Source organism: uncultured Shewanella sp., from assembly GCF_947501225.1.
Lineage (GTDB): Bacteria > Pseudomonadota > Gammaproteobacteria > Enterobacterales > Shewanellaceae > Shewanella.
The window spans coordinates 177,619-204,123 of record NZ_CANMUW010000006.1; the positions used below are offsets into that span (position 1 = coordinate 177,619).

The window sequence follows — 26,505 nt, forward strand, 5'->3', positions numbered from 1 at the left end:
TCAAGGTGAATCCAATGTCAAAATCACCTCTTGATTATGCCAGGCAAGCGCAGGAATTATGCGTGCTATCCGATGTTTATATAAAATTGAATCGAATGTTATCCAGCGATGGTTGCAGCATGGAGGAGCTGGGCGATGCTATTGCCTATGAGCCGGCTATAGCCGCATCGATCTTAAAAATCGCCAATAGTGCCATGTTCAGCATGCCGAGAGAGATAGACAGCCTCTCTAAAGCGTTAGTTCTGCTGGGTATCAAGCAGGTAAAGAAACTGGTCGATGCCTATGGTGTGACTGCGGCATTTTCAGCTATCGACCCTAAGGTCGTGGATATGGATAAATTCTGGGAGATCAGTGTCGATTGCGCCCTTATCTGTCAGTACTTCGCAAAAAATATGCAGATTAAGGATACCGATAACATCTTCCTGTCCGGGCTGTTTCATAACCTGGGGATGTTGGCCGTGGTCACGAGCGACCCGGATAAAGTTAAATATTGTGAGGGTTATGATCGTGACGAAACTCCCTGGTATCGCCAGTGTGAGATGTTTGGATTTACCTTTGCCGATTGTACCACCGAGCTGTTAAAGCTGTGGAATTTACCGGAGACCATCATACAGCCCATCGCAGAGTTCAATCATGTCGAAACTGAACCATTGCCTGAGAATAGTAAATTGCTTTATATTGCCTCGCGTCTGGCCGTAATTAACGCAGAACCCGGGATTTATACTAAAGAGGCGTTAATCAATGCGGATATCCTGGATGATATGGGTATTAGCTTAGATGAGTTAAACGAGTCGCTTCAGTATTGTAACCTACAAGCGATGGAGCTTCTGGCGACTTTTCCGATACAGGGCCGAAAGAGGTAACACCGGGTTGCTAACAGCCATTCGTGGCGGCACACTCATAGGAAATACAGGGCAAAGTAGAATAAGAGTCAGCGGTTATAAATGAAATGCAGCCATGAATGAAGCCATCACTATCCCACTTCCATCCCTTATCCATCGGATAGGGAGAGAGGCTGTCAAACAGGCCCAAGCCGTGGCTCGGCAATATCAGTGCGAGCTCAAGCGTGTGCGCCGCTCCAGAAATTGGGGCATATCCGGTGATGCCATCAACATTCAATCCTTTACAGGACAGCTGAAAGCGACTCAGTTGCAAAGGGAAGCAGTTGAATTTCGTTACCTTATCCAAAAGGTTGAAACCGCCTTGCTTGAGCATACCGACAAGCTGGAACCGATAGAGGCAAAGCTTGCCCGTCTTATTACCGACACCCCCAACATCACCCTGAATGAGTTGATGCATATTACCGATTGCTCTCTGGCTGAAGCGAGATCGGCACGTTTTAATGCCGACGATTGGTAAAAGTATCTGGCGGTCGAAAAGGGGAGCTAATCAAGTTTGGTACTGCCAGCCTAACCTCAGAGATATATCCATATCGACCGGCTCATGCTGTTAATGAGTCTGACTCTGTTTCTTTTACCTTTATCATTGGTAATGATAATTATTATCATTGACAGAGTGGGTATAACCATTACACTAACCTCATTAACGAATGAATCATTGCCAAAGGGCAAGCATAACCGCGACAGAACCACGATAGAATAAGGGGGATGGCATGTGCGATGCGTCAGCTAGTGCCAAAGGGGCAGAGGTATCAAACGGCTTTAAGGGGAAGCGTAAACTGTGGGAGCTACCCGGCAAGCTGCTATGCCCGGTTATAGGTACCTGCCTGACCACCTCTGAGATCCGAAAGTTGGCGGAGAAGGTTGTCGATAAGGATCAGGCCCGAAAAGGCGATTACTGGCTTCATACCTGGGTGGTCTCCAACTGCGACAGCAAACACCGGCTCTCTTTGACGGTGCAAAAGCATCTGGATAAAAAGTTTGCCGCCGCCATCAAGCGCTTTGGTCAGCTTAAATGCCGCGATAAACTCAAGCAGGCCTGGCAGCAACATATTGATCGAGGGGCCAGTGCCGAAGCCTTGTGGGCATTGCTAACCCACCCCTTGTGCGATCTGGCCACGCAGGATATGGCATATGAAACTATTCATATGCTGTCGCACCAGATTGGTGCCGGTCAGCGTGCCGATCTGAAACGCCTGCATGATGTCGAAAAGGAGCTGGCTGAACTGAAAAAAGCGCTGGATAAAAGCCAGCAGAAGGCGCGACAGACCATCTCCAGCAAAGAGAGTCAGCTGCTGACACTGCAGCAGCAACTGGCTGAACTCAAGGCGGAGAATCTGCGCCTCAAGGAGCACAGCCAAAGACTAGAGCAGGAGGGGAGCAGGGCTCTTGCGCCGCAACTGCAGCAGTTGCGTAACGAGCTTTCCAGCAAGAGTAGCTCGGTCGAGATCCTGGATAAGCAAAAGCTGCAGTGGCAGCAGAAACTGAGGCAGAGTGAAGATAACATTCTGGACTTAACTCAGAAGCTACAGCAGCGGGAGCAGGAGACCCGGGCTCTGGAAGGGTTTGTAAAACAGAGTCTCTCTCCCTGTAATGGTTGTAGTGCCGACAGCTGTCGCGATTGTCCGGATCTCAAGGGGCAGAAGATCCTCTGTGTTGGCGGTCTGCACCGCATGACAGATCAGTACCGGGAGCTGGTGTCTCGCTGCAATGGCGAATTCAGTCACCATGACGGCGGCATCGAGGATCGCAGCAAGCGCCTCGATGCCCTGCTCTGGTCCGCCGATGCGGTTATCTGTGCCACCGACTGTATCAGTCACGACGCCTACTATCGGTTGAAGCGTTTCTGCAAGCAGCACAAGAAGCGCCACCTGTTTATCCCTTCATCCGGCATATCCAGCTTTGCCAAGGCGATGGATGATGTTGCCAATGAGGTCAGCTGCATCAGCCTTTGACGTAGGACGGCTCCGGTTGCGAAGGTTTTAATAGCGCTGCTCATAAGCTGTAGTTGATTATTTTGAATGAAACCTACCTCTGTGCGGCTATCAATAGATCGCCGTCAGAAAGTGATGCTGATGGTGTGTCCGGTGACCAAAGGAGGCCCACTTAGGTAAAAAAAAAGAGGTTAACCATTAGGTTAGCCTCTTCTGCCTCAAGACAAAGATAAGACACAGGATTGATGATTTTTAAAAACTTTTCACTCTAAATTTATTGCAGCAAACTCTTTACACCCATCTCTTTAAACTAATACCTTTAAAGTAAGCTGGTTAGCATCTCATCGGAATATTCCACCAACTCAGCCCCTTCACGGACTCGGGCTACATAATCGGGGTTAGCGATAAAAGGTCTGCCGATCGCTAACAGATCAAATTTGTCTTCGGCGATGGCTGCGCTGCCAGTTTCTGCGCTATAGCTGCCTACCCCAACCAAGGTTTTACTATAAACGCTGCGTACGTAACTCGATGCGCTGCCGTCCAGGTAATCAAACTCCATGGCATCATCGAAAATACCGATATGCAGGAAGGCCAGTTCGCGTTGTTCCAGCTCAGCGAGAAAATAATCAAATACGGCACGGTCTCTGATGTCTCCGGCCATATTGACATAGGCTCCCGGTGAAACTCTTAGGCCTGTTCTGTCATTGCCGATGCGGTCAGATATCGCATCCACAACGGCCAAGGGGAAGCGGGTCATATTTTCGGCTGTTTGACCATATTCATCGGTGCGACGATTGCTGTCATGATGCAGGAACTGATCGATAAGATAACCATTTGCCCCGTGGATCTCGACGCCGTCGAAGCCGGCATCTATCGCGTTCGCCGCAGCTTGTGCGAAATCAGCAACTAGCTGAGTTATCTCATCATGAGTTACTGCTTTAGGGAGGTGATAGCTCAACTCTCGCATTCTGGGCAGAGTTCCCTCCAGGCCAACGGCGGATGGGGCCAATACCTGAGTAGAACCAGATTTTTCGAAAAAGTGTGGGTGGGCGACCCGGCCGGTATGCCATAACTGGGCGAATATTTTGCCACCGGCTTTATGCACTGCATCTGTCACTACACGCCAGCCATCGATCTGAGCCGGGGTAAACAGACCAGGGGTATTGGGGTAGCCCTGACCGTCGGGACGAACAAGTACGGCTTCAGAGATGATAAGGCCTGCTTCGGCGCGACGAGCATAATATTCAGCCATGGCCTGAGTCGGCACTAATTCCTCATCTGCCATACAACGAGTCAGCGGTGCCATCAGGATGCGGTTTTGTAGGGTGATAGTCTCGTTGAGTGCAAAGGGTTGAAATAGATTCTCAGTCATAGCGACCTCTTTTTCTTGAATGTCCATTCAAGATATTCTTATTTGAACGATCATTCAAGTATTATTTTGAACAAGCATTCAAAATTAAGTACAATCAGCTTACTGACGATTGGTGAGTCATAGCCCGGAGCCAAAGCCCAGATGCGCAACGCTGAATTTGATAGAGAGAAAGTATTGAGATCCGCCATAGCCGCCTTTATGAAGAAAGGTTATGGCAAGACGAGTATGCAAGATCTAACTAAAGCTACAGGCATACACCCTGGGTCTATCTACTGCGCATTCAGCAATAAACGTGGCCTTCTGTTAGAGGCCTTAGCGCTGTATCAGCGTGACGCTAGTGCCGAGTTTCAGAGCTTCTTCTCTGGAGAGAGGCCGGTATTAACCGAGCTGAAAGCCTATCTGGATAGCATCGTTCAGGAGTGCGTGAGTGGCGAGGCGGTGAAGGCCTGCCTGCTTACTAAAGCGCTTAACGAGATGGCTCAGCAGGATGAAGAGCTGCAAAAAATTATTACGGAGAACCTGGCTAGCTGGCAGCAGGGGCTCGCCGATGTTTTTGAGCAGGCCCAGGCTAAGGGAGAGCTCAGCACTAATCGCGATAGCCAACATCTGGCACGCTTTCTGGCCATGGGGATCTATGGTTTAAGAACCTTTGCACATACCCATCCTCAGGGGGAAATCCTGCAAGAGTTAGCGGATCAGCTCTATCTGGATATCTGCGCTTAATTTTCTCAATAAAAAGTCTAATACCAATCAGTATAAAGAGTAAAAGGGCCGAAGCTGATTAACTCCGGCCCTTTCTGTTTTCTTATCAGCACTCAGGCGAGACTAAGAGAGCAGGTTCTCTATGTAAGGTCTGACGGCTTCGACGCTGTCACAGTGGTTGGGGATAGATGTGCTGCGGTAGCCGTCGCCTACGAAGGCCCTGTCTATCTCTATCAGAACACCGGTCTCTTCGCCATTGTCGACGAAGGTGACTTCGAGCTCACGGGCACCGAAAAATGAGCGGGACTCAGGCTTAAACTCATACTCCTGGTAACATGGCAGGTGTGATGAGAACTCGTGGGCATGTACATAACCGGCTTCGATATCGCTCTTAAACAGGCGATAGCCGCTGCTCTCTATTAGTTCTAATACCGCAAGCTGAGTGTTTGAGGGGACGATGACTAATGGGTCTTTATCGCTGCCATCGATACCATTTTTGATATCAAGACCTGTTTGTAGCCAGACCTTGCCGATACGCTGACCAAACAGGCTGGTGGCGGGAGCCTCAGGGTGAAGGTTTAGTTCGAATTGGCGGGTGACGGTCTCACCGGGTTGAATAACCTGTTTTAGCATCGGCTTCCAGCTTTGTAGCACGACACTCTTGTTATATTTTACCTCGTCATCGCCCACTGTTTTCTCGGCCTTGGCCTGTGCCATGATGGCGAACTCAAGACCATTGAGCTCCTGTTCGACCTCGCCGCCTTTAATGACTGCCTCAATCTTAAATGGTTCGCCTGCGCGTAACTGTTTGTCGAGCAATATGGTATCTACGGTCGCTTTCCCGATACCGACGCTGGCTAAGATCTTCTTTAACATGGTTCTTTCCTTAGATGTTGAACTAGCTTGATGCTGACACTAGCACTCTGGCTTCTGCCATTCAATAATCACTTTGTAACTGGATAGTTAAAGTGGGCAAGGCACTAAGAAAGTGCACTAAGGAAGAGCTCTGGGGCGTGGTTACTTTGTGAATTCAGGCACAAAGCTTGGTCCAACATATCCTCCATTGTGTCTGTTGATCACATTTTCTATGGTCATGATTCCAAACATAATTTTTTTGACGAAGGACTCCGAGTTACCAACGAAATAGTAAGAGGGGTGTCTCGACCAGATATTCTGTAGCTTTTTGTCCAGCGCTGCAGCCTGAGTCGAAGACTCGTTTCTTATGGGGTTGTTACTCTGAATGTCACGTCCACTTGCGGCGGCAGACTCGAAGAAGATAACGGCGTCGTAACGGTTGAGCTCTTTTTCAATGCTGGAGCCTACCTCCTCAAAAAATTCATCTTCCGTTCCGGGCCAGTAGGCAAGACCATCCAACGTACCTCTGTCACAGATGAGAAGTCTATCAGGGTACTGTTTCTCCTGGATATTCTCTACATTCTGCTGCAGAGCGAAGATGGTCTTTTGAACATTCTTGACTACCTGCTCATCGGAGGATCTCGGGATGCCACCGGAAAAGAGCACGGTCGCAGACTCGGGAACGATAGCAACCGTATCGCCAAGCTCGCGGCGGAAAAGGTCGAGCGCTGTGGTCTTGCCCCCACCCGGGCCACCGGTTACCACTACTTTCAGTTGTCTTTTCATCATCACCTCTGCCAGGGAGTATGCTTTTTGACTGAAAAAAGATTAGCTACTACAAGCCATTATGGCACGTGATTCAAACTTATCGAATGTAAACAGTAAAATAAATTGGGTAAGTCAATAGTGAGGGTTATCAGTGAGGGGGAACGGGACTTGCTCATTGTTCTGGCGCCTCTACCAGACAAAAGACAGCCACCATAGTTTGGCGGCTGTCTGAGGCTATCTCTGATTCAGGATATTTCCGTTTCGGCTATGGAGCGGGAGTGCTTAACCGTCGATAATGCCGTTACAATCGTTGTCTTTTCCATCATTGCCCCATTTGCGTCCTCGATCACTTCTGCCGGGATTGACTTGCGGGTCGTTGTCATCACAATCTCCCTCTTCTACGCACCAGCCATCTCCGTCGGCATCGGTACAGTCACCGCCGGGATCCGGGTCGCCGCCTCCGAGGAACTGTGAAATATCTGAGTAGTAGGCGGCGAAGGCACCATCGACTGTGGCGTTATTGCCGCTGTCACAAACATCGTTGATGTTGTAGCCACAACCACCGCTGAGTTGGCCTACGATCTCGGCATCACTGTTTATCACAGGTGAGCCGCTGCTGCCCCCTTCGGTTGCGCCAAATAGATCGCGGCTATAGATCCAATCTCCCCGTGGCCAGGAGCTACAGTTAGGAGCATCGACATCTACCTCATGTTTTGAGTATGCCTGAGGTGCGCCGCCGGGATGGCTTATGCGAAACAGTTCGGCTGCATCGGTGGATGCGATGGGGTCTGAGTTCCAGCCAAGATATACAGAATTGGCTGGGGGATTACCCGAGAGCCGCAGCAGGGAGTAGTCACCTTTTCTGCCGCTTTTGACTATGGTCGAACCAACTGTGTTGGAGTCGGGGAGACTACAATTTGTCTGCTGGTTGCAACTGCTCTGGATATACTGGAAGAAGGTCTCGACCGAGTTGGCTTCCCGCCCCTTGCTGATACAGTGTCTGGCCGTCAGAAAGTAGGGGATCTCACTATTGCTGTCGCTGTCGGCCACAAGGCCTCCGGAGCAGACATAGTAGAAAGCGCCGGACCTGAATAGTATGCTGGCGTAGGCGTTACGCACGGCATTTATATCGTTCGGGATGCTGGTGCATTGTGCGTTCTCAATGCATGAAGCATTGAAGTCACACAGATTCCCGCCCATGTTGACGGCGCCAGCGCCCTCTATATGGGCTGTGCCACGAACAGTTACCTGGTTCCCGATAAAGGTATGGGTGAAGCCATCCTGTGAATATTGGTAGGCCTGGCCGGCCTCGTTGAACACAGAAACTACGCCTTTAACATGGCTCAATTCAAGTCGAATACCATGGGCGCCTGGAATGTTGATTATCAGATCCCTGTTGTCGTGGGAGACCGATTTTCCGATGGCGCGATGTACGCCGACCCGGTATCGGCCGGTGGGATCCATGCCCGGTGTGGTCAGGGTTTGTAGTTCACTGCTGGTCAGTTCGACAGTGTGTCGCTTGGCCGTGCGCAGTGATGCGTTAAGTTTTCCATGCAGGTTTTTCATCGCCTGCTTCTGCTCTGCTATGGCCTGCCCTTTCGAAGCTATCTCCGGGGCCTTACTTGCGGCCTGTGCTTCGGATTGGGCTGCAATGGCAAGCGCTAGTGAGGCGATGATGAGGAGTTGATTGAAGTACTTCATCTGTTTTACCTTCGTTGTTTCCCCTCTTTTAAATATAGCTGTTTTTATCTGTGTTAACCCCCTTCGCAGAGTTTATCGGTTTGATCCTGTCTCCCTGTGAATCTAACTGATTCAATGCTTAGGGAAACTTTTCTGGTCCGGGGGAGATAAACCGTAATTAATAGTACAGCTCACCACAGTTGGCCTCAAAAAAGGTGGTAGGCTGCTGTTTGGATCGTTAAGGACATACTGGTCGCTGCGACCATGGTTTATGGGGGAGCAGTTCAAACTCTGTCGCTCCGGATTTGTGAACAGCAAAGCAATAGAGGTAAGCTGCGGGCATCTAATAGGGGCGTCTTGAGTCTGTATAGGGGGAAATCATGGGTGAGCAGCAGGTGCCGGGTTATTGCGCTCAATGTATTTCGCGTTGTGGCTGTCTGGTTAGGGTGAAAGATGGAACATTAACACAAGTACAAACCCTGGCGGAGCATCCGACCGGAGATGTTGTCTGTATTAAGGGAAAGGCGGCACCGCAGCTAGTTTACCATCCCGACCGTCTGCTCACGCCGATGCAACGTACTAATCCCAAGGGGAGCGATAATCCCGGTTGGCAACCTATCTCGTGGCAGCAGGCGTTTGGTACTATCGCAGATAAACTCAAGCAGTTTAAATCTCAGAGCGGTGCCAAGTCTGTCTGTTGGGGGATAACGACCCCGAGTGCCACCGCCATTGCCGACAGCTTTACCTGGATTAATCGTCTGGCCCATGCATATGGCTCTCCTAATAAGCTGTTTGCCACTGAGAACTGTAATTGGCATAAAGACTTTACTCATGCTTATGTATTCGGTCAGGGCATCGGCATGCCAGACTATCAAAATACCGACTGTATCTTGCTATGGGGTTTTAATCCGAGGGATACCTGGCCGGCCCATGCTCTGCAAGTGACGGAGGCGCAAAAACGCGGGGCGAAACTGATCGTTATCGATCCCCGAAAAGCGGGTCTGGCTAAACAATCTGACCTGTGGGTAGGCATCAAGCCGGGAACCGATGGGGTGTTGGCTATGACATTAGCCAACCTGTTAATCGCCGGGAGGCAGTACGATCAAAGTTTTGTTCGTCATTGGAGCAATGGCCCACTCTTAGTGCGCGATGACAATGGCTGCCTGCTGACTGCCGATGATCTGGGGCTCCCCTGTGCGAATGGTGGTGAGCAACTCGTTGCCTGGGACGAACGAGCGCAAGGGCTTGTACTTTATGATGCTAGGTCACGGCTATATCTGAGCGACGCGATAGAGGAGGCCGTACTCGCTCTGGACGGTCAGAGAGTGCTCAACGGCATTCCATGTCGGCCCGCTTTTTCGCACTATAAGGATGCTTGCCGGCGCTACACCCTGGAGTATGCCGAATCTGTAACCGGTATCTCGGCTAAGCAAATTGAGCTGATGGCCTCGATGATCGGCCAGTCCGGTGCGGTGAGTTATTTCTCATGGACGGGAACCGCACAGCATCAACAAGCGACGCAGACTACGTTAGCCATAGCCTGTCTATATGGGCTCACCGGGTGTCTGGATAAACGAGGGGGCAATGTCTACTTCTCTAAGCCGCCTGTTAATAATCTCATGGGGTTTTCGCTACTTAGCAGTGAGCAGCGAAAAGATGCGCTGGGGGCCGATAAGCCACTGGGCCCCTGGAAGATGGGGTGGGTCAACTCAAACGATCTGCATAGAAGTGTGATAGATGAAGCGCCCTATAAAACCCGTGCCCTTATCGCCTTTGGCGGCAACCCCATCGCGACTAAACCCAATGAGGCTTTCGTGCGTGAGACTCTGCGGGAGTTGGAGTTCTATGTGCATGGGGATCTGTTTTTGAATGAGTCGGCCAAAGAGGCTGATATCGTACTGCCCGTATCCAGCTTGTGGGAACGTTCGGGACTCACACCTGGCTTCTTGGTTTCACAGGAGGCTGAATCTCTGTTGCAGCTACGAAAAGCTGTCATCGAACCTCTTGGTGAGGCTAAATCGGATACCGAGATCGTGTTCGAGCTCGCAAGAGCATTGGGGTTAGGTGAGCACTTTTGGGAGGGAGATATCGACGCTGCCCTCGAGGAGTTGTTAGCGCCTTGCGCAGTGAGCTTATCAGAGCTTAAGGCGAAACCGGCTGGCATAGACTTAAGGCTTAAGACTCATTACCGGAAATATCGCGAGCAGGGTTTTAATACTCCCAGCGGCAAGCTGGAGTTTTATTCTACCTGTTTACTGAAAGCGGGATATGCCCCAGTGCCTCAGTTCTCTGAGAGCCACAGTGATTCAGGCTACCCACTTATCCTCACCTCGGCAAAATTCAGGGGGCATTGTCATAGCCAACATAAGGATATCGAAAAGCTTAATCGCGGCGTCGATGGTCCGATTGTTGAGATAAGCAGGGCGCTGGCTCAAGAGATGTCGATTAGCACTAATCAGGAGATTATTATTGAAACCCCCATCGGGCGGATGACGGCAGTTGTCAGACTGAATGCCGATCTGGCGAAAAACGTCTTGTGTGCTCAGTATGGCTGGCAGCAAAGTGGCAAAAACTATAATGGCATCATAGAGCAGGGACAAGCGGATCCAATCAGTGGCTCGAACCACTTGAAGAGTCAGCGGTGCAGGCTCATTAACCCCGGCACTCAAAAAGAGTGAGCCGAATAGGGGGCTAAATCTGTATCTGTGGTTACTGAGGGTTCAAATCATCGACTATGATCTGTAAAGTACGCCACATATTGCCGTTGAGGCTGCGCTATCCGCAGCCCGATAAAGAACTAAGAGTACTGAACAATGAATGACGAACTGAATGTTATCGATAACCTGGAAGAGTTAGAGCGCTTCTTGCTGTCGGTTGAAAATGGTGGTTTGGGGTTGGAAGGTGTTGCCGGTGTAGGTATGGCAACTAACAACGCAGATGGTCGCCACTTCGTAGCGGTTTTCGATAACAATAATAAATTACTGCATGCCCGCTGGATCACCGATGAGGTGTTTGAGAACGGCAAAGAGATGGTTCGTAATGGAGTGAAAGCTAAGCACTAAAAGTCATCTCACTGTCCTGTCTGGTGAGAGGCCAGGAGTTGAGGAGCGAGGAGTGAGATATCCCGCTCCAACTTAAATAACCTTGAGTTCCATACAGGTTCGTATTACACGTTACACAGAGACAAGGTTACCGAGCCACCCCCTTAACTCCCGCTCCTCGTATCCTATCGTCTTCTTTCTGAAACATCTGCTTCACTATTCAACAATTATTTTTACTTTTTCGTCCAAAATACGACCTTAATTTCATTAATGCACTCGATATTCGCTTACCATCGTTGTAGTGTTTTTACTCTAATTTTGCGTCGGCCTTTATGGCTGCGTTTACTCGGTTAAACCAGGTTCGATAAGCCCGGAAAGGGCGGGAGCAGAGGGTAGCAATCCATGAGAAAGATGAGTCGATTGAATAAAACAATCATTATTGGCGCAACGATATTGCTACCACTACAGGCCTATTGCGCCGGCTTTCAGCTTAACGCACAGTCTAATGCAGGTTTGGGGCGCGCATTTGCCGGCGATGCTGTGATCGCCGATAACGCCTCCTCTATGGCACGTAACCCCGCTACCATGGCCTTATTTGATGAGGCAGCCCTTTCGGCGGGCTTCATCAGCATCACATCTATGGTTGAAGTTAAAGATGCGCTCTATACCCGTGAGTTGTATAGCCAGGGAGCACTCGTCGACAGCTCGGTTCAACCGGCCAACTATGATGATGCCGGAGACATGGCTATCGCGCCCAATATTCACTTTATCATGCCAGTTACTGACAAGTTCGCCTGGGGTATTAACGCCTATTCCAACTTCGGCACCAAGACTGAGTACAGTGATGATTACATCGCCGGTGAATATGGCGGCATGAGTGAGGTGAAGAGCTATAACCTGGGTTTATCGGCCTCCTATCGATTGAGTGAGCGTCTCAGCATCGGTGCCGGGCTCGATATCATTGCCAGTACCGGCAAGTTAAAGCGGAGCCTGCAACCGACAGACACTAAGCTGTTGACCGTCGATGCCAAGGGGTGGGGGCTGGGCTTTAATCTGGGAGCCGTGTATGAGCTGGATGATGACAACCGTTTTGGTTTGTCTTACCGCTATAGTCCGGAGCTTGAGACTGAGGGAGATGTCGATTACGCAGGCTACCTTCCGGAATCAGGCCCCATCGACGATACGGTAGTGATACCTCTGCCGAATATGGCCGAATTTTCCGGTTTTCACCACCTGGAGGATAGTAAGCTTGCGCTGCATTACAGCATTCAGTGGATAGGTTGGAGCGTATTTGAAAACCTCGAGGCCGAGACCAGTGGTACCCTTAATCGTTATCAGTGGCAAGATGGTTGGCACTATGCTATCGGTGCGACTTACTACCTAAACAGCACCTGGACTCTAAGGGCGGGTTATCTGTTTGATACCAGCGCGCAGGATAAGCTCACCTCCATTTCAGTGCCGGATTCTAACAGGCAGTTCTTTTCGACCGGCTTTAGCTATCGGTTAACGCCGGACTCAGACCTGGATTTTGGTTTTACCTATGTATTGGGTGAAGATGTGAGTGTGGTCGAGTCTAAACCTATGATCCCGATAGATATCGCCAGCGGCACCTATCTGGCCACCAGTATTTCGGCGACCAGTCATGCCAACGCCATGATGGTCGGATTGCAGTACAACAGGACTTTTTAGCCTTTTTATACCGATTACTATTAGCTGAGCGACGGTTAAACTAACGATAAAAAAATGCCAGTCAGGTTTCTGACTGGCATTTTTCTTTTAACGAACCTAGACCCCTAAAAGCTTCGCGGCTGAAGCCGCTCCTACATAGAGAATATCTTGTTCGTGCAATAGTGCCTGTAGGTCTAGGCTCGAACCCCGTTGCTCGAACCTAGAACCTCAAACCCTCTTACCAAATACGTACGCGCTCATCTTCCGGAAGATAGAGGGCGTCACCTGGTTTGACATCGAAGGCTTTGTACCATGCATCGTGGTTACGTGGTGCCAGAGCACGGTATCGGCCCGGTGCATGCGTGCCGCCACGGAGCTGGTTGAGCATGCTCTGTTCGGTACGTTTCTCTTTCCATACCTGTGCCCAGGCAAGGAAGAATCGCTGATCGCCTGTCAGGCCGTCGATAACCGGTGCCTCTTTGCCATTCAGACTCAGCTGGTAGGCATGGTAAGCCATAGCCAAACCACCCACATCACCGATGTTTTCGCCCAGGCTGTTACGGCCATTGACGAAGTTGTCCGGAATAGGCTCGTACTTACTGTACTGCTCGGCCAGCTTATCCGCTTTAGCGTCGAAGGCGGCGCGGTCTTCATCTGTCCACCAGTTGCGCTGGATGCCGTTGGCATCAGACTTCGAGCCCTGATCGTCGAAACCGTGGCCCATCTCGTGGCCGATCACCGCACCGATACCGCCATAGTTAACGGCCGGGTCGGCATTGGGGTCGAAAAATGGTGGTTGCAGGATGGCCGCAGGGAATACAATCTCGTTAAAGGAGCTGTTGTAGTAGGCGTTGACCCTTTGTGGCGTCATGCCCCAGCGATTACGGTCGGTCTTCTTCAGCTCTTTGGCTACGCTTTCGGCCTTAAAGAACTGACGCAGGTTTTTGATGTTGCCGACCAGATCTTTGCCTGTCAGAGTTAAGCCGTCGAACTCCTGCCACACATCCGGGTAACCGATTTTAGGGGTAAATGCGGCCAGTTTGGCGTGGGCATTGACCTTAGTCTCATCGCCCATCCAGTCGAGGCCGTCGATACGTTGACCCAGAGCCGTACGCAGGTTTTCAACTAACTCTGCCATCTGCTGTTTAGATGACTCCGGGAAGTAGCGTGCGACATAGACCTTGCCGATGGCGAATCCAAGTGACTGTGTGCCTGACATCTCTGCTACGGCACGTTTCCAGCGTGGTTTAGGCTCCTCCTGACCGCTTAAGGTCTTGCCATAAAAGTCAAAACTGGCGGCGTAGATATCTTCAGACAGTAAGCCTGCATTATTACTGATGGTGTGGAAAGTCAGGTAGTCCTGCCAGACATTCATAGACTCTTCATTGACCAGCTTTATCATGGCCTTAACCGGCTCAGGCTGGGAGATGTTCAGCTGTGGTACCTGGTACCCGGTTTGGGCGAAGTAGACATCCCAATTAAAATCCGGATACTGCTTGGCTAACGCTTCACGCTTTATCTGGTTAAGAGTGAGGTCGCGGTTGCGACGCTTCTCTCTTGGCCACTGCCCTTCGGCCATCTTGGTTTCTAAGGCTAAAATTGCATTTGCGCGAGCTTTGCCGTCTTTTACGCCGGCAAAGGTGAGCATCTTGGCAATATGTTCGACATAGGCGCTACGGATCTTGGCGAAGCGTTCGCTCTGTTCGAGGTAGTAGGAGCGATCGGGCAGACCTAAGCCACCGGCACCGATAGACATCTCATACTGATTGGGATCCAGGCGGTTAAACCACATGCCGCCACCGATTGGAGAGGCTGCGCCCGTGAGCCAGGCGTTACCAAAGACCTTGGTCAGGTCATCGGTAGATTTGATGGCTGCTATCTGATCTAAGGTGCCCTGAATTGGGGTGATACCCAGTGCGTTGATGGTCTCTGTATCCATGTATGAGTGGTAAAAATCGGCGATCAGTTGCTCTTCACCGCTTAGGTCGCTGCGACTCGCGATATCATCGATGATCTCTTTAACCTGTTTCTCACTGCGTTCGGCTAGCCCGGTAAATGCCCCGTAACGGGTTTTATCGGCAGGCATGACATAGTTGTCATACCAGGTACCGCTGGCGTACATAAAAAAGTCATCGCCGGGTTTAACGGCTTCGTTGCGCGCCGATAGATCGACACCGAAGCTGCCCAGCTCGGCTTTGCCGGAGACGGCCTTGGTGACCTCTGCATTCGTTTCTTTGTTGATCTCTGAAGTGCCACAGCCCGCTAAAAAAGTGGTTGCTAAGGCGATAGCTATTAAGGATTTTTTCATTGTTTTATATTCTTCCTTGCTGGGGGAGTGTTATACCGATTGGTATTAAATAAACGGCACCATATTCTAAGACTGCCATAAAATGTCAACCAAAGAATTGTTACTAAAGATTGAGAGTTATACCAATTGCATTAAGTACCTGATCATTCGTAGAGAATTCAAAGCTCTTTAGCAAGGTATTATTCCCACATCACGTTTGATTCCGATTCCACCGCAGATTGAAGCAGCTCGATGAGAGGCAGAGCTCGCTGCCTTAAGCTTACTACCGGTTCATTATCTCCGTTATCGTCATCATAGCCGGAGTCTGACGGGGAAGTTTCGGAAGCAGGCTCCTGCTCGATAGCCTTAGATAATCTTCGCAGTGCTGCGGGCACATCCTCTGCTCGAATCGCCCCCGGTACTGTGCTGCTGTGACCCATGATTCTGATAAATGTGAGTGCGATATTTCCGAACAGGGTGATGTTCGAATAGTACTTTGTCTTGAAGGTAACAAGCATGAAGGCCTCTTTATCTGATTTATCAGTTTAAGTGTTAAAAATGAGTTTGTGTCATACCATCAGTATGCTCGCGTAGATATGAGGCTGCCAGCAAAAATCTTCTCATAGGCTGTTTTTCTCTTCAAGGATGCTTGTCTATCTTGACAATTTATCATGTTAAGCAATAACCATCCTTTGAACGAAAAATCTCAGCTACGGACGTTAAATATCATAGAGATAATCGAAAATATTTAAACTTATTTGAGTCATTTCTCCTACCAAAATTAATGGGGTCACCAGCCTCACAAAATTTGAAATCTAGATAAATATTGGCAGATTTTGAGCTGTGAATCTCAATAAGTTGTATGACAGTTGGATAATGTCCATGTAACAGTTTGTAAAATGTCGTTGCTCAATTGTGGGCAATTGTTTGCTATTTGGGGAATGTAGTATGCTCAATAAAATTCATTTGAATATTCGTACCCGCATTATTGTAGGGATTATTTTATTACTCGTGCTAGTTATGTCCATCGTTATCCCTGTGGTACTCAGTGAATTTTCTAAAAACATTGATAGAGCGGAAGAGAGAGAGCTTCACAAACTTTATGGTGCTGCGGTTGCAGAAATTGAATCTAAAGGAACGCTTGCGATGGCGTTAGCAAGCGTGATCGCTCAAGATCCTGATGTACAAAATCTTTTTGCAAATGGGGATCGTGAAACGCTGGCTGAACGAACCATACCTTTATTCTCTAAATTGAAATCAGAATATGCTGTTAGACAGTTTCAATTCCATCTTCCTCCCGCGACCTCCTTTTTACGCGTGCATAAACCAAAAAAGTTTGGTGATGATTTATCCTCATTCAGGAAGACTGTTATCGATACGAATAGGGAGAAACAGGCGGTAAAAGGGTTAGAAAAAGGTGTTGCGGGGATCGGTATTCGTGGCATTGTGCCAGTATCACATCAAGGGTTACATATAGGTTCAGTAGAGTTTGGTATGTCTTTTGGGCAAGCATTTTTTGATGAATTCAAAAGCGAATACAATGTAGAAATAGCCCTTTATACTGAACAAAACAATCAGTTTTCAGCATTTGGTCGAACGGTAAAGGATCACCAGTTTGCCACTTCCAGCCAATTTCAACAAGCGCTGGATGGTCAAGCCATTAGTACACAACAAGTTTTCAATAATAAACCATATGCAGTGTATCTACATGAAATAAAGGATTTTTCAGGTGAGTCTATTGGGGTGCTTGAAATTGCATTAGATCGCTCCCATAACGCCAATGCATTAAATGATGTCACCTATAGGGTGGTATTTATAGGTTTGCTTGCTTTGCTTCTTGGGGTGGTTATTGCTTGGTTCATTAGCTTAGGTATTATTCGCCCAATAGATGTGACCACCCAAACGATGAGTAACATTGCTGAAGGTGATGGTGACTTAACACTGCGCCTTAATATAAAAGGTAATGATGAAGTTGCTCAACTGTCAGGTGCATTCAACCAGTTTGCCGCGAAAGTGCATAGCACGATAGAGCAAGTGTCACGGGCAACTGCGCAACTATCAAATTCAGCTGTAAAATTAACGGCTATCACACATGAGACTCAGTCTGACACCTTGTTGCAACAACAAGAAACAGAGCAGGTCGCTGCGGCCATGAATCAGATGAGTGCCACAGTACAAGAAGTGGCACAGAATGCGACTGAAGCTGCAGATTCTGCTCAAAAAGCTCATGATGCCTCAGAGGTCGGTAAACAAGTGGTGAGTGAAGTGTCTGTTCAAATTAATGAACTTGCTGCTGAAATTGAGGTGGCGACAGAGGCTGTGGCCCATTTAGAAAGTGAAACAGCAAATATCGATGGTGTTTTAGAGGTGATTCGAAATATCGCCGATCAAACGAACCTACTTGCACTAAATGCTGCAATCGAAGCGGCAAGAGCCGGTGAGCAGGGGAGAGGTTTTGCAGTTGTTGCTGATGAGGTCAGAACGCTTGCAAGCCGAACCCAGGCATCCACTTTGGATATTCAAAAAATGATCGAGCAACTGCAATTGGGAGCCAAGAAGACGGTTGATGTCATGAAAAGCAGTCGAGGTTTTACCGATGGTTGTGTTCATCAAGCATCGTTAGCTGATCAGGCGCTGAACCAAATTTCGACAGCCGTTAATACCATTACGGAGATGAATATACAAATTGCCAGTGCGGCGAATGAGCAATGTGCGGTTTCAAATGAGATAAATAAAAATATCACAAATATCAATGATGTTGTGGCCAAAACTACGGATGCAGCATCGCATACTGCGCTGGCAAGTGAAGACTTGTCGAATCTATCTTCTCAGTTAGATAGATTGGTTGGACAGTTTAAAATTTAAGTCGTATTTAACCTTTTTCGTTTTGTGTTATCTGCTTACAACCTCTCCTCAATAGGGGAGAGGTTGTAAACCTGAATGCTTGCTGAACACGCAGCAGATTGCCACAGAATTGATTAACGCTTCGGGTCGAATTGCATTAACCTACGCGCCATATCGAAACAGATGTAATGAAAAATATATTTTTTGGGGAATAGTGTGAAAAAACTTTCTATCGCAGCGGTATCATTATTAGCAATTTTTGCATCAACGAGTGTTATGGCTGCCAACGACCATACAGGCTTCTACGTCGGTGGCAGCCTGGGCCAGCTAGAACTAAAAGCCAAAGGCAGTGAAACTGGCTTTGGCTTGGGCGCATACGGCGGTTATAACTTTAACGAGTGGTTTGGACTGGAAGCTAACCTATTTGTCTCCGGCGATCTGGGTGACAGGTATACTGATATCGGTGCCGGTACTTTCGCTTTTACCCCTAAGTTTACCTATCAGATCGATGATACCTATTCCGTATACGGCAAGGTCGGTATTGCGTCTATGGCGGTTGTTACAAAAGACGGTTTCTATGGAAATGAAGACTTCAGCGGTTTCGGTTGGGCCTATGGCGTAGGGGTAAATGCCTCTGTGACTGAGAATCTGAACATTCGCCTAGGCTATGATGTTGTGACCGGTGAGCTGGATTCAGAGTATTATAATGGTGCTCAAAACATAGATACCGATATCTCTAACTTCGCGTTAGGCATGCACTACCAGTTCTAATCGATCCTCCTTTCTCAATCCTTGAGGGGCGAGTAGGCATTAAAAAAGGGATATCTGAGATATCCCTTTTTCTAATAGGCTGAGTCAGGTTCTATTTCACCTAAGCTCCCGGTAACCATAAGTTAGTTCGACTCTGGTTTCTCTCTGATATCCATGATCGGCATAACCCCTTCACCCATCATAGTGGTTGGCAGCTTACCGTCCCAGGCCTGGGCTTCAGTCAGCTTTACAATCAGCGGATTATTCTTGAGGGCCTTAGCTTTCGCTTCAATCGCCTGTGCCTCGGCCTTACCCTTCAACAGAATGGATTGTGCTTCGGCTTCAGCAATCTTCAAGATCCCTTTAGCTTTCGCATCCGCGGTGTTAACTGCTCTTAAGGCTTCGAGGCGTTGACGTTCGAGCTTGTGCTCCTCTGCCGCCGCGAGGTTCTTCTCGGTCTGTTTGATCTCAATCGAGTTGATGTATTTTTGTGGCAGGACAATATTTTCAATTTGAATGTTATCGACGATGACCGGGAACCCCTCCATCTCTTCCGCCAGACGGTGCTCTATGCCCTGAATCGCGCTGGCTCTGTCTTGAATGAGTTGCTCAGCTTCAAACTGCGGAATCGTATCTTTGGTAGCGGAGCGAAAACGCGGGTCTAAAATACGCTGCTCAAATTGAGTCAAGCCGCCATAGCGCTTGAATAGATCCAGGGCAGCCTCTTTGTTTACGGTCCAGTTAACGGATACCTCTATGGTAACCGGCATCTGCTCCTTGGTGCTCGATGCCATTTTCTCAGCATTCTTACGCGTACGGACCTCGATCATCTCGACAGTTTCAATGAAGGGGATCTTAAAGTGTAACCCAGGATTCTCCTGCCCCTTGGCTTCACCGAAACGTTTCACCACGCCTACATGGCCTTCGATAACGATGAAATAGGAGTTGTACAGGGCAATAGCCAGTAAAAAGAGTGGCAGAAGCTTAACGATTGAAAGTGATTTGAATAGTTGAGAAGTTTTCATTTTTTGTGCCAGCATTTGAGTATCCTTTCTAAATATGCCGGGCAAAGATACCAGTTAATGTAACCTTGTGAAACATTTGTAATGCAAGGGTTGTAGATTGTTTCTTTGAATTGTGATTTGGAAAAGGCAAAAAAATAAGCGGGCCTGAGTTGAACTGGACTCAGGTCTGCTTATTCTTGTGTGAACCGGCTAAAGCGGGTTTAACGAATAACGCTACGCTTTTTCACTCGCTAAGCGCTGAAACAGCGAGTCTTTCAGCTCGGCTCTGTCATGTTTCAATTGGTGCATGGATTCATCATTGATTGGCGCGCCTTTTAATTCGAGTTCTCGAATCTCCTTATCTAGCGCATCGTATTGTTTGGCGCCTTTTGCAAAGGCTTCGTTGCTTTGAGAAAGCTGGACAATAATGTCTTGGTACTCAGGAAACTCATTGATAAGAGAGTGATCTTCGCCTAACATAAAAACCCCTTTTAATTAGGTAGTTAATAAACAGTGTTGTCGCTTTATAAGTAAAGCTAACCCTGTCGTTAATTACAAGTTTACAAGCAAGCTTTATATAAAATCCGTTTATCGTGTTAGTGGCATTAAGGTGAATGAACAGGTGATTCATTAACCAGGGGTGCTGCGTTAATTTTCATCACCCATGATTAAAATCTAACCCATTAAGCGCATCGGGAGAATAGGTTTTTGGGTGAAGTTTGATGTAAATCAATTGCTGGTTTGAATATGTTAGCCGCCAGCCTCTCTTTAACTCCATAAATAATGTGCGGCAGGAACGTTTGATGAAGGGCTATAAAGGGAAACGATTAAGTTTCCCTGTAGATTGCTGTGAGTCGTGTTAAGTCTATAAATAGAAGCTAGATTTTAATCGCGGTGCAGAAGCTGACATCGCTCACATATGTTTTTGGATCGAAGCTATGATATAGCTCGAAACAGGGACGTTCGTCCGACTCGAGTCCTGTGTCGACAACCTGTTTCATCAGTTCATTCCATGCCTGACCGTACTCATTTACCTGCTTCACCGTTTTGCGGATACTGGCATAGCTTCCACCGGGAAACGCCTGTAGCTCCACCTGACCACTTACCTCTGTATCTGCCGGCACCCTGAAGCAGATATCGGTACGACACTTCTCATCGGGGGTGATCTCCGGGTTGTCGTGGTAGATGAATATCGCATTCTCACAGTCGACCCCTTTGGCTCCGGCCCATAAGCAGAGTTTCTTCATCGCCTCCTCGTACCCCTGTCCGTATGGTCCGGTGACACGAATGTAGGCTAAGGTTCCTGCTTCAATTGTTGTGGTTTCCATTGTGACTCTCCCTTGTTGGTCAATGTCACCATGGTAGGGAGTCTCGAGCTCATTGGCGTTTCCAATGTTGCGCAGCGTGTGTCCAATCTTGCTGTTTCGCATTAACTGACACAGTTTCTCACTGCTTTCACATTCCCTTAGCTCGCTCGGTGTTAGGCCAAAGCGTTGTTTAAATGCCTTGGCCAGACTTTGTGAACTTGAGAAGCCGTTATTCAATGCCAGCTCGGTGATGGAGATCTGTTTATAGAAGAGATCTGTGGCTATACGCTCCAACCTCAAGCGTCTGAGATACTCTGCCAGTGTCTCGTCTGTGACGGCCTTGAATATCCGGTGGAAGTGGTAGGGAGATATGTTGGCCTTGGCTGCGACCTCGGGTAGGTTCAGTGGTTGATTGAAGTTTTGTTCGAGGTAGCGGATCACAGGTTTTAATCGCAGCTGGTAATCGGTTCTCATCGGGGGCTCTCGATTCAGACGTATGTTGTAAAGGAGAAGAAGGCCGCAAGTAAAACAGATTTTCATCCATTAATAAACAGAGGTTATCGCAACATCGATATAGTGCTGTTAAATGTCATACCGGAACCTGCCCCATGTGGGGAGTTGTTGTGTAACCATATGGCATTAAACATATTCTACCTGGTTCAATTTTTCTCTTCTTTAGTAGCCGCTTAACCAATATTGATCTAAGTTTGCAGTAAGCCTTGATGATTTCATACATAGGGTTTGCAGGTTATGACGGAGTTTTTACTGCAACGCTACAGCGAGATAGATTGGAGTATCGGAGGAGGGCAGCTCCTCTCGATGGGCCTGTTGCTGCTCTGGTTGTGGGCAATATGGCCGAGCGAAGACCTCAGAAATTTGATAAAGGATAAGGCCGGACAGTCACGGTTGCTGCTGGTGGCAGTTTGCGTCAACGGCTTGTGGTTGATGGATGCCAGTGTTACACCTGGGATACATCTTCATTTTCTGGGGCTGGTCACCCTGATGTTGATGTATGGCTGGCGGTTGGCGACACTGGTTGCCCTGTTGCCGGTGCTGTTTTTTACCATCTTCATGTTCAGGATGCCGTTCGATTTTGCAATCTATGGCTTGTTGGCCGTCGGTCTGCCTCTGTTTCTCTGCTATGGGGTCTATAGTCAGATATTTAAATATTTACCTCACCACCTGTTTATCTATATCTTCGGCAGCGCATTTCTCAACGGCTTCCTCTCTATAGTGTTTCATATCTTCGCCTGGTCGGGTTGGCTGTGGCTGACGACGGATTATGACTGGGCCTTTCTTACCGATAACTACCTGTTGCTGATCCCGCTGCTCGGGTTTCCAGAAGCACTGCTCAATGGCATGGCGATCACCTTCCTTGTGGTCTACCGTCCGCAGTGGCTCTATGACTACTCCGATAACACCTACTTTTAACAGACGTGTTGTGATGTTCGGCTGAGCCCTTCAGAAACTGGCTGAACCGAACAAGAGTCAAGGTTTTATAATGGGATCGTGACACAGTGCCCCTTCTGTCTATGCTTTTTCTGATAGTTCAAAATAAGAAAGGCTTCTGCACATAGCGGAAGCCTTTGAATGTTTATCGTTAGTGGGGAAGCCTATCCGGCGTTTTCCATGGCTCGGGTGGCGATATCGACTCTGTCGCGAACCTGGCGTGACTTGTCTCCCTTGAATATCTCCAGTAGCTGAGATGCATCTGTTTGCCGGGCCAGGATATCCACCAGGGCGGCGCGATTGTTTACATTAAGGTATGTCAGTACCGACTTGAGTTCTCCTTTACGGGCCAGTGCCGCGAGGTAGCCTCCCATGCAGCTGTGATAGTTTTTTATGGCAAACAGGACAACTAATTCACGCCTGATATCATGACTCAGCAGCCAGCCCATCAGCCTGTCATAGGCTTGCTCTTCATAGTCATCGCTATCCAGATCCAGACGGGTAGCGAGGTCGATTTTGCCGTCACGAACCAAGCTGTCCATCTCGCCTTCGACCAGTAGCTCTGTAATTACCTTGTAGGCCCGATAGCTGTGGTTTGCCAACAGTAGCATGAGTCGTTCGCGGCGTGCTGTATCGATACGCCACAGGAACTGCCCCAGACTGTAGGTACGATATTCATCGACACCTACGACGGTCTCTTCGCGCATATAGGCGTTAAACAGTGGGGCGGCAGTTTCATAGCTGGTTTCTCCCTGAATGTAGGACCACAGTGTCTCTTCGGTGAGCCGGCGACGTTCGCTAAGGTCTGGCAGCTCACCTACGGCAGCGATAACCTTAGCTGCATCGATATCGCTATCCAGGATGAGTACCTGCCCGCCCAGATAGAGTTGCTCTCGACTGGCTGTCTCTTTATCGACAACCAGAAGCTGAAGTTCATCACCGACACGCTGCGCTATCGTGGCGTCGATCCAACTCATATGATCGCAATGACGGGATTGAGTCGTATCGGCCTGTGGGTGCAACCGTATCGGTAGCCTTAGCCTCTTGGGGAGATCCTCCGGGTCACAGATATGGTCGAAGAAGAGTGTCGATGAGTCGAATTGGCGGGCAATCACACTCTCCCAGGAGTGACTATTGAGTTTAATAAAGTCTCCCAGACATCGACGAAAGTCATCGTCTAATGAAAAGAGTTGCTTGGGGAAACGCAGGGCGACATCCTGATGAAACTTCAACTTGTGCATCTGGTAGGTATAATCAAGCCCCCGTAATAGTGCCTGAGCCCGGCTTTTATTCGCGGTGCCGATCATGCTGCTATCTTCATCATTAAGCGTGTTAGCCTCCATCAGTTCTACCAGTGCGAGGTACTCCTGTTCACAGCTTGTTTTGTCGACGGACTGCTCGACCTGAAATGCGAGAGTATAGTCCTGAGCTATGCCGTGGCGGTTAAGCATCTCGTAGAAGTTTATCTCATCGAGCTGGTTGTCGAAGCGTAACCTGTAATCATGGTCACTATAGAGGCGACTGATATGACGGATCATCTTGGTCGGTGCCATAGTTACCAGAAGCTGCCATAGCCGCTGTGCAATTTTAGCCTCGGCTATCGGAAGCTGTTTTAGCCAAAAGCAGATAATGGCCACGCGCTGGTAGTCATCGTCGTAGTCATTAAGGAAGTGGTAGCCAATCTGTTTTTCGCTAATCTTGGGGAAGTAGAGATCGGATTGGCGGCATACCTCATCTCTGTGCAGATGCCTGTCGAATAAGTCGATTGTCGCTTGTTGGCTGAGTTCAGCATGATCTTTAGTGAAGAAACCTCTGATCTGATCAAGTTCCGATTGATTAAACCCCTTCTGCTTGAAGTGGCCCTCTCCCATGATCTCTGCCCGTTCGAGCAGTAAGTTCAGGGCGCGTTCGAACACGCCGCTTAAGCTGGTTTGCAATCCTTGGGTGAAGGTGTCATGAATCCGATCCTCCATATCCCGGAAAAGGCGGTAGGCCTTCAGGGCGTCAGTACCCAGATTGTTCTCATGCCAGTTTGTGGTATCACAGCAGGTGCGCTGCTTTAATAGCTTATCGGCCTGCTTCAGCATGGTGCCGGTTACCGGCTCATCAAAGTCGCAAAAGCCATCGATGAGCTGTTCCAGTTTGCGTTTATCGTGTTTGCTCAGTTCCCCCTCTCTCGCCGGTGGTGCCGGGTCGAAACGGGCGTAGTAGGCTTCGGTGGTGATAATGGCCTGATAGTCCCCTTCACCGGTGAGCATTTCACACAGTTCGGAAGATAGTGTTTGCCGACCTAATAATCGATAAAAAATATCGATAAACCTCAGCATGATATGGGCCGATTGAACATGGTTATCACTGTTTTCACCCTCAGCGACGTAGGCTTTCGACAGGGTGCCATCTTTAAACTCGACGCGTACAAAGCAGTCTTCATCTTCGAGCAGGTCGTTGGCGGGATAGACAAGCACCTCATGCAGGTTTTCCCGCAGATTTTCAATGCTTCCCCGATCCCAGCAGGCATCATCCATGGCATCAAACAGCGAGGGTGCATGTGCTTTACAGTGTGCCCAAATATCGAATGGTTGCAGAGCATCGAGAACGGCAGGGTTTTCGTTGAAGACGACATACTTCAGCAGTGCTTCGCTGTTGTCCAGTGTTGCGATAAAATCGGTCAGCATATGGGTGCCACCCAACTCGGCCTCGCGCTCCTCTCTAAGGGCTTTGCGAGCGCGCTCTTCCTCCTGTCTTTGAAAGACACTCTGGGCATAACTCATCAGTGGACGAAGCAGTTCATTTTCCAGCTGCAGTTGTAGATCCATCGCCTCATTTTCCAGGCTGTTATGGATAAAGTGTCGCCCGAGCTGCATGTCGATATCTTCCTGCTCCCAGCTGCAGAACTCGGGGAACAGACTCTTGAAGAGCTCCAATACCGGCTTCTGGTTGTCGAGCTCCTCATCTTCACTGTAGGCGAGCATAGGCTGAGATGTAAAACGCTGTCTTATCAGCTCGATAAAACGTGGATAGAGTTGCGGCTTTTCCTGAAGGTATTCACCCAATGGCTGATATCGGGGTTTTGTGTCCTCCCAGTGGCTGCCATAAAAGGCAAAGCGGAAAGCGGCGTTGTCACACCAGATAAACGCCTTCATCATGGCATCGCACCAGCCGTGCTGATTGAGCAGGCTGAGCAGCATATCTTCATAACCACCGGCATGTTCATCATCCCAGTAGGGGATAAAAAACTGTGCCAGATATACGGCATCATTGGCATCTTTTACGGCCATCATATAGAGGGCTTCAGCGCCAAAGACCCGCATATCATCTACCCACATCTCGCTGGTGTCATTCTCATGACGGGCATAGTTAACCATGGCTTGAGCCGTAAGGCGAAGTTGCGGTTTGAGTGAATCATGCTCCAATGCGATGGCGAACAGCAGTGCCTCTGAGATATAGAGGCTACTCTGCTCACTCACGGTATCTTGCAGGTCATATCCGCCGTCAGGAGTGAGATTGAGTGCGTTTATTACCAGCTCTGCATTGGCGGTGTCGCTGAGCTGAAGGTGTTGCCTTTGACCCGAACCGATATCCATGAAGGCGATATCAAACAGGCTCTCTTCGAAAGCCTGATGGTTATCTAAAAGAGTTTGATAATCCTTTAGTGCCCGCTCGATGCTGTCGATGTCGCGGCGATTGAATTCGATGATCTGAGATTTTGGAAATGAGTCCATCTAAACGTCCTGTTAAATTTAAAAAGCGGCCTGATAGGCATAAGGTAATGCTTTGGGAATATGGCAAAGAATATCTGATTACTGCATAAATAACAGTTGCTTGCGTGTAAATTATTTGAGGTTTGTTTGTTAACCTTTGTGCCGGGGAGCGCTACTTTATCCAGAGTGAAGGATTCATGAGCGGCGAGTGGTGTTCGTGTGGTTTTACTAACTTGATTTGGCT

The 26,505-nt window shown here is 48.7% G+C and carries 20 protein-coding genes; 10 read left to right on the plus strand and 10 right to left on the minus strand.

Going from position 1 to position 26,505, the window contains the following annotated elements:
- The first annotated feature begins 14 nt into the window (after positions 1-14).
- The 3 genes from Q1B47_RS11110 (at position 15) to Q1B47_RS11120 (ending at position 2,854) form a co-directional block, all read left to right on the plus strand.
- Positions 15-863 (plus strand): HDOD domain-containing protein, encoded by an 849-nt coding sequence (locus tag Q1B47_RS11110; protein ID WP_299793191.1) that lies wholly within the window; start codon positions 15-17, stop codon positions 861-863.
- A 94-nt stretch (positions 864-957) separates the two neighbouring features.
- Complete coding sequence (locus tag Q1B47_RS11115; RefSeq protein WP_299793194.1) at positions 958-1,359, plus strand: ribosome recycling factor family protein; 402 nt, start codon at positions 958-960, stop codon at positions 1,357-1,359.
- A gap of 253 nt (positions 1,360-1,612) precedes the next feature.
- Entirely contained in the window at positions 1,613-2,854 is a 1,242-nt protein-coding gene (locus tag Q1B47_RS11120; RefSeq protein ID WP_299793197.1) for a DUF2325 domain-containing protein, read from the plus strand.
- Between the two features lie 298 nt (positions 2,855-3,152).
- Here the strand turns inward: Q1B47_RS11120 and Q1B47_RS11125 are convergent, their stop codons facing one another.
- The gene (locus tag Q1B47_RS11125) at positions 3,153-4,205 is read right to left on the minus strand and encodes an alkene reductase (RefSeq protein ID WP_299793607.1); all 1,053 of its coding nucleotides are present in this window, start codon (positions 4,203-4,205) and stop codon (positions 3,153-3,155) included.
- A gap of 141 nt (positions 4,206-4,346) precedes the next feature.
- On the opposite strand from Q1B47_RS11125, the gene Q1B47_RS11130 reads away from it, so the two are divergent.
- Complete coding sequence (locus Q1B47_RS11130; RefSeq protein WP_299793200.1) at positions 4,347-4,928, plus strand: TetR/AcrR family transcriptional regulator; 582 nt, start codon at positions 4,347-4,349, stop codon at positions 4,926-4,928.
- A 102-nt stretch (positions 4,929-5,030) separates the two neighbouring features.
- Here Q1B47_RS11130 and Q1B47_RS11135 read toward each other — a convergent pair whose 3' ends face one another.
- The 3 genes from Q1B47_RS11135 to Q1B47_RS11145 all read right to left on the minus strand — a co-directional run bounded on the left by Q1B47_RS11135 (position 5,031) and on the right by Q1B47_RS11145 (position 8,231).
- The gene (locus Q1B47_RS11135; protein ID WP_299793203.1) at positions 5,031-5,783 is read right to left on the minus strand and encodes a sporulation protein; all 753 of its coding nucleotides are present in this window, start codon (positions 5,781-5,783) and stop codon (positions 5,031-5,033) included.
- A gap of 141 nt (positions 5,784-5,924) precedes the next feature.
- Complete coding sequence (locus Q1B47_RS11140; RefSeq protein WP_299793206.1) at positions 5,925-6,551, minus strand: AAA family ATPase; 627 nt, start codon at positions 6,549-6,551, stop codon at positions 5,925-5,927.
- A gap of 261 nt (positions 6,552-6,812) precedes the next feature.
- Positions 6,813-8,231, minus strand: coding sequence for a trypsin-like peptidase domain-containing protein (locus Q1B47_RS11145; RefSeq protein WP_299793209.1), 1,419 nt, complete (start codon positions 8,229-8,231; stop codon positions 6,813-6,815).
- A 359-nt stretch (positions 8,232-8,590) separates the two neighbouring features.
- Between Q1B47_RS11145 and Q1B47_RS11150 the strand changes: the two genes are divergently transcribed.
- From Q1B47_RS11150 to Q1B47_RS11160, 3 genes are all read left to right on the plus strand, one after another.
- Entirely contained in the window at positions 8,591-10,888 is a 2,298-nt protein-coding gene (locus Q1B47_RS11150; protein WP_299793212.1) for a molybdopterin-dependent oxidoreductase, read from the plus strand.
- A gap of 135 nt (positions 10,889-11,023) precedes the next feature.
- On the plus strand, positions 11,024-11,272 hold the full coding sequence (locus tag Q1B47_RS11155) for a hypothetical protein (protein WP_299793215.1): 249 nt from the start codon (positions 11,024-11,026) through the stop codon (positions 11,270-11,272).
- A 390-nt stretch (positions 11,273-11,662) separates the two neighbouring features.
- Positions 11,663-12,940, plus strand: a complete 1,278-nt coding sequence (locus tag Q1B47_RS11160; protein WP_299793609.1) for an outer membrane protein transport protein — start codon at positions 11,663-11,665, stop codon at positions 12,938-12,940.
- Between the two features lie 217 nt (positions 12,941-13,157).
- Here the strand turns inward: Q1B47_RS11160 and Q1B47_RS11165 are convergent, their stop codons facing one another.
- Both Q1B47_RS11165 and Q1B47_RS11170 read right to left on the minus strand, forming a co-directional pair.
- On the minus strand, positions 13,158-15,227 hold the full coding sequence (locus Q1B47_RS11165) for a M13 family metallopeptidase (protein WP_299793218.1): 2,070 nt from the start codon (positions 15,225-15,227) through the stop codon (positions 13,158-13,160).
- 179 nt (positions 15,228-15,406) lie between these two features.
- Positions 15,407-15,724, minus strand: a complete 318-nt coding sequence (locus Q1B47_RS11170; RefSeq protein WP_299793221.1) for a DUF1840 domain-containing protein — start codon at positions 15,722-15,724, stop codon at positions 15,407-15,409.
- Between the two features lie 430 nt (positions 15,725-16,154).
- Between Q1B47_RS11170 and Q1B47_RS11175 the strand changes: the two genes are divergently transcribed.
- Together Q1B47_RS11175 and Q1B47_RS11180 are read left to right on the plus strand one after the other, a co-directional pair.
- Complete coding sequence (locus tag Q1B47_RS11175; protein ID WP_299793223.1) at positions 16,155-18,071, plus strand: methyl-accepting chemotaxis protein; 1,917 nt, start codon at positions 16,155-16,157, stop codon at positions 18,069-18,071.
- A gap of 195 nt (positions 18,072-18,266) precedes the next feature.
- Complete coding sequence (locus Q1B47_RS11180; protein WP_299793226.1) at positions 18,267-18,821, plus strand: porin family protein; 555 nt, start codon at positions 18,267-18,269, stop codon at positions 18,819-18,821.
- A gap of 122 nt (positions 18,822-18,943) precedes the next feature.
- On the opposite strand, the gene Q1B47_RS11185 is transcribed toward Q1B47_RS11180, so the two are convergent.
- The 3 genes from Q1B47_RS11185 to Q1B47_RS11195 all read right to left on the minus strand — a co-directional run bounded on the left by Q1B47_RS11185 (position 18,944) and on the right by Q1B47_RS11195 (position 21,585).
- Positions 18,944-19,825, minus strand: coding sequence for a prohibitin family protein (locus Q1B47_RS11185; protein WP_299793229.1), 882 nt, complete (start codon positions 19,823-19,825; stop codon positions 18,944-18,946).
- Between the two features lie 213 nt (positions 19,826-20,038).
- Positions 20,039-20,284, minus strand: a complete 246-nt coding sequence (locus Q1B47_RS11190) for a YdcH family protein (RefSeq protein WP_299793232.1) — start codon at positions 20,282-20,284, stop codon at positions 20,039-20,041.
- A gap of 398 nt (positions 20,285-20,682) precedes the next feature.
- Positions 20,683-21,585, minus strand: coding sequence for a GyrI-like domain-containing protein (locus Q1B47_RS11195; protein ID WP_299793235.1), 903 nt, complete (start codon positions 21,583-21,585; stop codon positions 20,683-20,685).
- A gap of 276 nt (positions 21,586-21,861) precedes the next feature.
- On the opposite strand from Q1B47_RS11195, the gene Q1B47_RS11200 reads away from it, so the two are divergent.
- The gene (locus Q1B47_RS11200) at positions 21,862-22,542 is read left to right on the plus strand and encodes an energy-coupling factor ABC transporter permease (protein ID WP_299793238.1); all 681 of its coding nucleotides are present in this window, start codon (positions 21,862-21,864) and stop codon (positions 22,540-22,542) included.
- A 182-nt stretch (positions 22,543-22,724) separates the two neighbouring features.
- Here Q1B47_RS11200 and Q1B47_RS11205 read toward each other — a convergent pair whose 3' ends face one another.
- Positions 22,725-26,282: a hypothetical protein gene (locus Q1B47_RS11205; RefSeq protein WP_299793241.1), complete on the minus strand. Its 3,558-nt coding sequence runs from the start codon at positions 26,280-26,282 to the stop codon at positions 22,725-22,727.
- Positions 26,283-26,505: the final 223 nt, after the last annotated feature.